Raw genomic sequence first — 8,791 nt, 5'->3', positions numbered from 1 at the left:
AACTACGATTGGCTGCCACTGGTGTACCGGTTGTTCGAGAGAGCACGTGCCGGGTAGCCACGCAGCACGGGGTAAGAGCTGAACGCATCTAAGCTCGAAACCCACTTGGAAAAGAGACACCGTCGAGAGTCCTCGTAGAAGACGAGGTCGATAGACTTGGGGTGTGCGCGTCGAGGTAACGAGACGTTCAGCCCACAAGCACTAACAACTCAAAGCCATCATTCATACGCACTGTGACTCTTCACCGACGAAGCGCTCGTCAGGCTGAACGAGTCCAGGCGCAAACTGGATCGCACGTATAATACATCTGGAAACTGAGAGCGGTATATCATCGTGGTTCGACTCCACGACTCAGCGTTAGGCGGCCATAGCGGTGAGGTTGCCTCCCGTACCCATCCCGAACACGGAAGATAAGCTCACCAGCGTTCCGGCGAGTACTGGAGTGCGCGAGCCTCTGGGAAATCCGGTTCGCCGCCACCATTCATTCGGTCTTTTAGCCTACTGAAGAGAGTCATCTCTCTTCAGTGGGCTTTCCGTATTTACGCAGAGTGACAACACCGTCGAAGGCAGCTTTTCTCGACCGCCGCGCTAGCGGTCGAGGTCCACCGTGGCTCGCACGTCGCTGCTGGACCGGCCGACTTCGACCCGATACTGACCGCTGTCGACCGTCCACCCCTCGTCGTACCGCGAGAACGCGAGCTCGTCGAGTTCGAGCGTCACGGTTCCGGTTTCGCCGGGGTCGAGCGCCACCGATTGGGCCGCGGCGAACTCGCGGACCGGTCGGTCGATACCGTCGACGGCAGGTGGTCGGACGTAGGCCTGCACGACGTCGCGGCCCGGTCTGTCGGCGACGTTCCGGACCGATAGTTCGACAGTGGCATCGCCGACCACGGTGGCGTCGCCGTACTCGAAGGTCGCGTACGAGTGGCCGTGGCCGAAGGGGTAGGTAGGCTCGTCGTCGCCCGAATCGAAGTGCCGGTAGCCGACGAAGACGCCCTCGTCGTAGCGGGCCACATCGTCCTCGCCGGGGAAACGCCGCTCGTCGCTGGTGAGATAGCTCCCCTCGGGCGCGAACGTCACTGGAAGGCGGCCACCGGGGTCGCTGTCGCCGTAGAGCACCGACGCGAGTGCGGCACCGTCCGCCTGTCCGGGGTACCACTGCTCGACGACGGCAGCGACGTCGTCGCGCCACGGCGTCTCGACGGGGCCGCCCGACCGGAGCACGACGACGGTCCGGTCGTTGGCAGCGGCGACGGCCTCGACGAGTTCGTCCTGCTGGCCGGGCAGGGCGAGCGAGTCCCTGTCGCGGGCTTCGGTGGTCGCGTCGCGGGCGAGCACGACGGCCACGTCGGCGGCTTCGGCGGCCGCCACGGCGTCGTCGAGCGAGGGGTCGCCGTCGGGCGCGCTGGAGGCGTCGTTCTCGTGGCCCGAATCGACGAACGGGAGCAGGTCGAACAGCGAGACGGACTCGATTTCGGGAATCCCGCGCGCAGTGGCCACTGTGCCGCCGGCGCGCTCAGTGAGCCCGTCGACCGGACTGACCGAGTGGAACGGCGTCGTCTCGGAAGAGCCGCCGCCGCCGAGTTTCGCCTCGTGGATGTGCGGCCCGATGAGAGCGACGTCGGTGTCGTCCGCCAGCGGGAGGACGCCGTCGTTGTCGAGCAGGACGGTGCCGCGAGTCGAGATGTCGCGCGCGAGGTCCCGGTGGCGCTGGCTGTCCAGTTCGCCGTCCGGACGCGAGTCCGCAAAGAGGCCGATGCGGGCCATCTGTCCGAGGACGCGGCGGACCATGTCGTCCAGCCGGTCGGCGGGGACCGACCCGTCGTCGATGGCGGCGGCGAGTGGCTCGCCGAACAGACCGGCGTGGCTGCCGTCGGGGATACCGTCGGGCCACTCGAACTCCTCGTCCTCGTCGTCGGGTCCCGATGGTACTCCCGGCATCTCCAGGTCGAGACCCGCGTTTGCCGCGCCGACAGTTGTTTCGAGCCCGTACCAGTCGGAGACGACGTACCCCGAAAAGCCCCACTCGTCTTTGAGCACGTCCCCGACGAGGTGAGCGTGGTCGCTCATATGTGTGCCGTTCACCCGATTGTACGCGGTCATCACCGAGCCGACGCCGGCTTCGACGGCGGCGCGGAACGGCGGGAGATACAGCTCGCGGAGGGTGCGTTCGTCCACGTCGGCGCTGACGGTGGTGCGGTGGGTCTCCTGGTTGTTGGCGACGAAGTGTTTCACCGTCGCGACGACGTTTTCGGACTCGATACCGTCGACGAGCGCGCGGCTGAAGGCGCTCGCGAGAACGGGGTCCTCCGAGAGATACTCGAAGTTCCGGCCACAATGTGGCACGCGGACGATGTTCACGCCGGGGGCCAGCAGCGAGTGCTGGTCGTGCGCGCGGGCTTCGCGGCCCATCGCCGCGCCCTGCTCGCGCGCGAGGTCGGGGTCGAAGGTGGCCGCTGTCGCGAGTGTGGCGGGGAACGCTGTCGCGCGTTCGCCCTCGGCGCGGATGCCAAGCGGGCCGTCGACGAGCCGGAACGGTGGAACGTCGAGACGGGGGACGCCGGGGAGGTAACCGGTTGCGGTTCCGTCGGGGTCGTTGGTCCCACAGACGAGGGCCAGCTTCTCGGCGCGGCTCAGGTCGGCGACGAGTCCGTCGATGTCAGTAACCATGCGATACGGGCTTTGGGTGCGACGGTGGGAAAGCAGTTTGGGCACTGTCGTCTGCGTCGACACAATCGGTATCCGTCGCTCGCTCGAATCAGTGGTATGACCGAAGCGAGACTCCCACCCGGGACACGCGTCGGCCGGGTCGCACTGACCGTCGCGGACGCGAGCGAGGTGGCCGAGTTCTACGACGCCATCGTCGGGCTGGCGGTCCACGACCGCGGGGGCGACCGGGTCGTTCTGGGCGACGGCGAGACGCCGCTGCTGGAGCTACGGGAGCACCCGAGTGCGCCCGAGCGACCCCGGTCCGCTGCCGGGCTCTTCCATACTGCGTTTCGGGTCCCGTCCCGACGCGGACTCGGTGATGCGCTGTCCCGCATCGAGTCGTCGTGGCAGCTCTCGGGCATGGCCGACCACCTCGTCAGCGAGGCGCTGTACTGTCGGGACCCGGAGGGCAACGGCGTCGAGGTGTACCGGGACCGCCCGCGGTCGGCGTGGGAGACGACGGCCGATGGCGGCGTCCGGATGGCGACGGACCCGCTCGACGCCGCTGGGGTTCGCGCGGCCGCGACCGGTGCGACCGGAGTGCCGGACGGGACTGACGTGGGCCACGTCCATCTGGAAGTCACCGACCTCGACGCGGCGCGGGAGTTCTACGCCGACGCCCTGGGAATGACCGTGCGAACCACGTACGACGGAGCGGTGTTCCTCGCCGCCGGTGAGTACCACCACCACATCGGCGCGAACGTCTGGCACGGGCGGTCAGCGCCCGCAAGCGGGCGCGGGCTGGCGTGGTTCGAGCTCGGACTGCCCAGCGACGCGGCGGTCGCGGCCGCGCGCGAGCGCCTCGCCGCGGCCGGCTACGAGGTGGCAACGGCTTCGGACAGCGTCCGAGTGACGGACCCGGACGGTATCGAACTCCGTTTGCGCGCGTGAACTGGTTGTGTCCGTGTTACCGGCTACTCAAATGGGTCGGTGCGCTACGGGGTGTATGACCTGCCACGTGACACACGACGCCGTGTACCGGACGAATGTCGTGACCGCCCGGAGGCTCACATGAGCGACGGCCCACACCAGGACCAGCAGCTCGTCACCGCCGGGACACCGCTCGCCGAGGCCGAGGCCGCGATGATACTGGTCCACGGCCGGGGCGCGACGGCGAGAAGCATCGTCCAGATGGGCCGGGACGTACACGAAGACGGCGTCGCGCTGCTGGCGCCCCAGGCCGCCCGAAACACCTGGTACCCCAACTCGTTTCTCGCGCCCGTCGAGCGGAACGAACCGGGCCGGAGCTCGGGGCTGCAGGCTATCGAGGATGCCATCGAGACGGCTGTCGAGGCCGGTATCGACCGCGAACGGGTCCTGCTGCTTGGCTTCTCTCAGGGCGCGTGTCTCGCCAGCGAGTACGTCGCGCGCAACCCCCGTCGGTACGGCGGCCTCGTCGCGCTGTCGGGCGGGCTCATCGGCGAGACGGTCGACCCGACGGCGTACGCGGGCGATATCGAGGGCACGCCGGTGTTGCTCGGTTGCAGCGACGTTGACCCCCACATCCCGCTCGAACGGGTCGAAGCGACCGCGGAGGCGTTCGAGTTGCTGGGCGGCGACGTGGACAAACGCATCTACGAGGGGATGGGCCACGGGGTCAACGAAGACGAGATGGACGCTGTGAGCGACTTGGTCGCCAAACTGGTAGAGTAGCGGTCGAAGTCTCGCGACTCACGGCCCACCTTACTCGCCGTTCCTTCACCGCGAAATCCCCTTCCAGTCGATTCCCGGCTTACTCCATATCGGCCAGCGTCCCGAACTCGTCGACCGGCACGACGGAGTAATCGATGTTCAGCGTGTCTTTGGTCGCGCGAATCTTGCCCACGAAGGTGGATATCTCGGCCAGCGTCCCTTCGAGCACGAACAGCTCCATACAGCGGTGTTCGCCGACGTGGCTGTGGAAGTTCGAGGCGACCAGCCCCTCGTGTTCGTGGCGCAGATGCATCATCTTCTCCTCGACTGCCGTGGTGTCGTAGTCGAACAGGACGGTGACGATGCCCATCAGTTCCCGCCCTTCGAGGCGCTTGTCCTCGAACTCGCCGAGCAGATTCCGGCTGGCCTCCCGGATGATTTCGCTGCGACCTGTGTAGCCGTGTTCCTCGGCGAACTCGTCGATACGGTCGAGGAGCGATTCGGGCATGGAGACGCTGACGACGGTCATATATTAACAGAGCCCCCAGTTCCTATTAAGGATTATCGAACGTAGCGGATAGGGGGAGTTTTCACCACTTATTGAGGGAAAACTTATAACTAGCTCGTAAGTTGGACCTAGCAGTATGACAGCGAACGTCGTGACCGACGTGAACCGACCGTACGTTCCCGCTGGTGGGGCGAAGCTGACCGCGGAAATCGAAGTCGAACCCGGCCAGCTGGACCGGCAGCCGACGCGCCACATCGCGCTCTGTATCGACTCCAGCGGGTCGATGGCCGGTGACGAGATGGACCGTGCCCGCTCCGGTGCGGAGTGGGTGTTCGGCCTGTTGAACGACGACGACTACGTCTCTATCGTCGCGTTCGACACGGAGGTCGACGTGGTGCTCCCGGCCACGCGCTGGGGCGATATCTCCCGTGACGACGCCGTCGACCACGTCCACGAGATTCGGGCCGGCGGCGGGACCGACATGTACCGCGGGCTGAGCGCGGCCGCGGACACCCTGCGAGAGCTGTCCGACGACGACAACACCGCCCGCAGGGTGCTCCTGCTGTCGGACGGCAAGGACAACACGCACGACCCGCCCGAGTTCGAGACGCTGGCCCGCGAAATCGACAGCGCCGGCATCCGAATCAAATCCGCCGGCATCGGCGAGGACTACCGCAGCGAGACCATCCGCAAGCTCGGGAGCGTCGCGCGGGGCGACTGGACACACCTCCAGGCCTCGGGCGACATCGAGCAGTTCTTCGGCGACGCCGTCGAGGAGGCCGGCAGCGTCGTCGCCCCCGACGCCGAGCTCGAACTCGACGTCGCGGACGGCGTCGAGGTCAGCGAGGTGTACCGCGCGCTGCCACAGACACAGGAGGTCGCGCCGGAGTGGCACTCGAACACGGCCGTCATCAAGCTCCCCGACCTGCTGGACCGGGAGACACAGCGGGTCGTCCTGAAAATCCACGCCCCGGCCCGTCCGCTGGGCGACCACCGGCTCGCGGACGTCACGCTAACTGCGGGCGGTGAGACGGCGTCGACGTCGCTCACCGTGGCGTACACCGACGACGAGGAGAAGCTCCAGCAACACAACGAGGAGATCGACATCGACCACAAACAGACTGTTATCCAGACCGAGCTGGGCAAGGGGAACGTCGCCGAGGCCCAGACGCAGATCGAGCAGATGACCCGGATTCACGGGGCCGACACGGAAGCGGTCCAGTCCGCCGAGCGCCAGACCCAGATCGTGATGGAGGGCGGCCGCGAGGAGCAGAGTCGGGCCACGAAAATCGTCACCGACGAGGGCATCCAGAAGTGACGGCCCGTCGCGTGGGGGACGCTGTCGGCCACGGGGCCTGAGCCATGACGTGGGAACCCGAACCGGGTGACAGTATCGCCGGCCGCTACGAACTCCAGGAGTTCCTCGGCAAGGGCGGGTTCGCGAAGGCGTACAAGGCACTGGACACCGAGACCGGGGACTCGGTCGTCCTGAAACACCCCAACTACACCGAGTCACAGAACGACCGCTCGGTCATCGAGGAGTATTTCGAGAAGGAGGCGGAGTCGCTGGAACGCATCGCCGCGGTGGGGGGACACGAGAACGTGATGGACCTCTACGACTCCGTTCGGGAGCGAGACGTCCCGTTCCTCGTGGTCGAACTCGTCGAGGGCGGTATCGAACTGGACAACGTCATCGACGAACACGGTCCTATAGAGGACAGCGCGCAGGTCCGCCAGATCGGTATCGACCTCGCGGACGCGATGGGCTTTCTCCACGAGAACGAGATCGTCTACCGCGACCTGAAACCCGAGAACGTAATGCTCAAGCCCGACATCACGCCGACGCTCATCGACTTCAACACGGCGACGGGCTTTGACTCGACGGGCGACCCGTCGACGGGGAATCAGGGGACGACCATTCTGGGCCCGTTCAAACCCCGCGAAGTCGCGGAGGCGAGCCGGACGGACGTGCGTCAGGGCCCGTGGTCCGACGTCTACTCTATCGGGAAGATTCTGCTGTTCCTGCTGAAGGGGTCGGTCCCGAAAAAAGACGGCGTCAATCCACAGGACTTCGGGGCCGACTGCGACGATTATCTGGCCGAAATCGTCGAGCGGGCTACGCAGTCGGACTACCGACACCGGTACCGGAACGCGACAGTCCTGCGGGACGTACTGGAGGCGAAGGACCCGACGCCGCCGTCGACGGGCTCGATACGCTACATTCAGGCGGGCACGGAGTTCACCGTCGAACCCGGCGACACCATCGGCCGGGAGGGAGCCAACGGGCCGCCGGCCTCTATCACCATCGAGGACCCGCAGGGCGAGTATATCTCGTCGGTACAGGTACAGTTCGAGACCGAGGGCGGCGAGTGGTATCTGGTCGACCGGAGCCTCAACGGGACGTTCGTCCAGAAGGGGTCGGGCTGGCAGCGAGTGCTGTGCGGGGCCGGGCGCGACCGGCTCCGCGAGAAGGGCGAGGACTACACTGACCGCCACGGGGAGGAGCCACCGGAGTCGATTCGACTGGCCGACGGCGACCTCATCTCGCTGGTCCACCCCACCTACGGCGTCACGTTCGAGTTCCAATCGGAGTAACAATGCGATACACGACAAACTACGACATCGGCGACCGGAAGCGCGGACAGGGAATCAACGAGGACAGCCTCTCGCTGACGATTTTCGAGCAGGGCCACCGGGACGGCTATCTCGGCAAGACGAGGGGCTCGGGAGACGGGGAGGAAGCGGACGCGCCCAAGGAGAGCGAGGCCGACGCTGAAGCGGCCGACGAGCCCGAAGCGGAGGCGACGGACGGGGCGGAGACAGCGACCGAGGACACCACGGCTCACGGGGAGACACCGGCCGACGATGTGGCGCCGTCCGGCGCGGCCGACAGTGCCGTCGAGGCGGCGACCGAGGCGGCCGAGACGCCAGCATCCGACGACGAGGCAGACGACGAAGAGCCCGGAGACGAGACGCCCGAGATGCCGGCCAACCGCTCGGCGGGCGTCTTCGTGCTGGCGGACGGCGCCGGGGGCCACGACGCCGGCGACGTGGCCTCGTACATCGCGACGACGGTCGTCGCGGAGAACCTCGCGCCGGTGGCTATCAACGCCGTTCGCAGCCATCCGGAGGAGTTCGACATCGATATCAGCCCGGACGTGTTGCCCGACACGCTCGGCCCGGAGGACATCCAGACCGGGCTGGAAAACGCCATCATCAAAGCTCACCGGGAGATAATCCGCTACGCGGGCGACTCCGGGACCCAGTCTTACACCACCGTCGTGGCCGGCGTCTACGCCGACGGCCAGTTGCATCTGGGGTGGGTCGGCGACAGCCGAGCGTATCTGGTCAACGACGCTCGCGAAGAGATCGTCTCGCTGACCAAAGACCACGCGGTCGTCGAGGAGTGGGCAGACCAGGGCGAAATCGACTCGGTGGAGGCCCACGTCCACCCGGACGGCAACCAGATTACGCGAGCGCTGGGCGGCTCGGGTCACGAGGACCCCGACCGCGCGATGGTCGACGTCGACACCCGCTCGGTTCGGCTGTTCGCCGAAGACACGGTGCTGGCCACGAGCGACGGCCTCATCGACGCCCAGACCGACGCGCCACAGCTCTACCAGCAGTACGTCGACGCCGACCGCTCCGAGGAGATGGCGGCGACCGTCCGCGAGGCGGTCGTCACCGACGCCGAGATACGCGACGTGGTCCTCGGCGCGGAGTCGCTGGACGCCGCCGCTGGCGAGTACGTCCGGCTCGCGAACGAACGCGGGGGGAAAGACAACATCTCGGTCCTGCTGTTCGAAGACGACACGCTCCCGTCGACTCCAAGCGGCGGCGTGCCGGTTCGCGCAGCCGACCCCGACATCGACCTTTCAGAGCGCGATACAGTCATTATAACTGAGGATTAGTGGGGGAAATGTTTTATTTCTCCCCGTAAAA

7 protein-coding genes and 2 rRNA genes are annotated in these 8,791 nt (G+C 66.6%); 7 read left to right on the top strand and 2 right to left on the bottom strand.

What is annotated here, in order from left to right:
* A 23S ribosomal RNA gene (locus NDI56_RS07965) occupies positions 1–225 on the top strand; the annotation flags it as partial.
* Between the two features lie 132 nt (positions 226–357).
* Positions 358–480 (top strand): 5S ribosomal RNA (gene rrf, locus NDI56_RS07960).
* Positions 481–588: 108 nt separating this feature from the next.
* On the opposite strand, the gene NDI56_RS07955 is transcribed toward rrf, so the two are convergent.
* The gene (locus tag NDI56_RS07955; protein WP_310918907.1) at positions 589–2,670 is read right to left on the bottom strand and encodes a beta-glucosidase; all 2,082 of its coding nucleotides are present in this window, start codon (positions 2,668–2,670) and stop codon (positions 589–591) included.
* 96 nt (positions 2,671–2,766) lie between these two features.
* Here NDI56_RS07955 and NDI56_RS07950 point away from each other — a divergent pair, with 96 nt between their 5' ends.
* Positions 2,767–3,600 carry a VOC family protein gene (locus NDI56_RS07950; RefSeq protein WP_310918906.1) on the top strand — a complete coding sequence of 278 codons (834 nt, stop codon included), beginning with the start codon at positions 2,767–2,769 and terminating at the stop codon, positions 3,598–3,600.
* Between the two features lie 120 nt (positions 3,601–3,720).
* Positions 3,721–4,362 carry an alpha/beta hydrolase gene (locus tag NDI56_RS07945; RefSeq protein WP_310918905.1) on the top strand — a complete coding sequence of 214 codons (642 nt, stop codon included), beginning with the start codon at positions 3,721–3,723 and terminating at the stop codon, positions 4,360–4,362.
* A gap of 79 nt (positions 4,363–4,441) precedes the next feature.
* Here the strand turns inward: NDI56_RS07945 and NDI56_RS07940 are convergent, their stop codons facing one another.
* Positions 4,442–4,870: a CopG family ribbon-helix-helix protein gene (locus tag NDI56_RS07940; protein ID WP_310918904.1), complete on the bottom strand. Its 429-nt coding sequence runs from the start codon at positions 4,868–4,870 to the stop codon at positions 4,442–4,444.
* A gap of 115 nt (positions 4,871–4,985) precedes the next feature.
* Between NDI56_RS07940 and NDI56_RS07935 the strand changes: the two genes are divergently transcribed.
* The 3 genes from NDI56_RS07935 to NDI56_RS07925 are packed head-to-tail and all read left to right on the top strand — an operon-like array spanning position 4,986 to position 8,760.
* Positions 4,986–6,167 (top strand): vWA domain-containing protein, encoded by a 1,182-nt coding sequence (locus NDI56_RS07935; RefSeq protein WP_310918902.1) that lies wholly within the window; start codon positions 4,986–4,988, stop codon positions 6,165–6,167.
* A gap of 44 nt (positions 6,168–6,211) precedes the next feature.
* Complete coding sequence (locus NDI56_RS07930) at positions 6,212–7,444, top strand: protein kinase domain-containing protein (protein ID WP_310918901.1); 1,233 nt, start codon at positions 6,212–6,214, stop codon at positions 7,442–7,444.
* A gap of 2 nt (positions 7,445–7,446) precedes the next feature.
* On the top strand, positions 7,447–8,760 hold the full coding sequence (locus tag NDI56_RS07925; RefSeq protein WP_310918900.1) for a PP2C family protein-serine/threonine phosphatase: 1,314 nt from the start codon (positions 7,447–7,449) through the stop codon (positions 8,758–8,760).
* Positions 8,761–8,791: the final 31 nt, after the last annotated feature.

Origin of the sequence: Halomicroarcula saliterrae (assembly GCF_031624395.1) — an archaeon.
Lineage (GTDB): Archaea > Halobacteriota > Halobacteria > Halobacteriales > Haloarculaceae > Haloarcula > Haloarcula saliterrae.
Note: the sequence above shows the minus strand (reverse complement) of the source record. Positions and strands in the feature narration are given on the sequence as shown.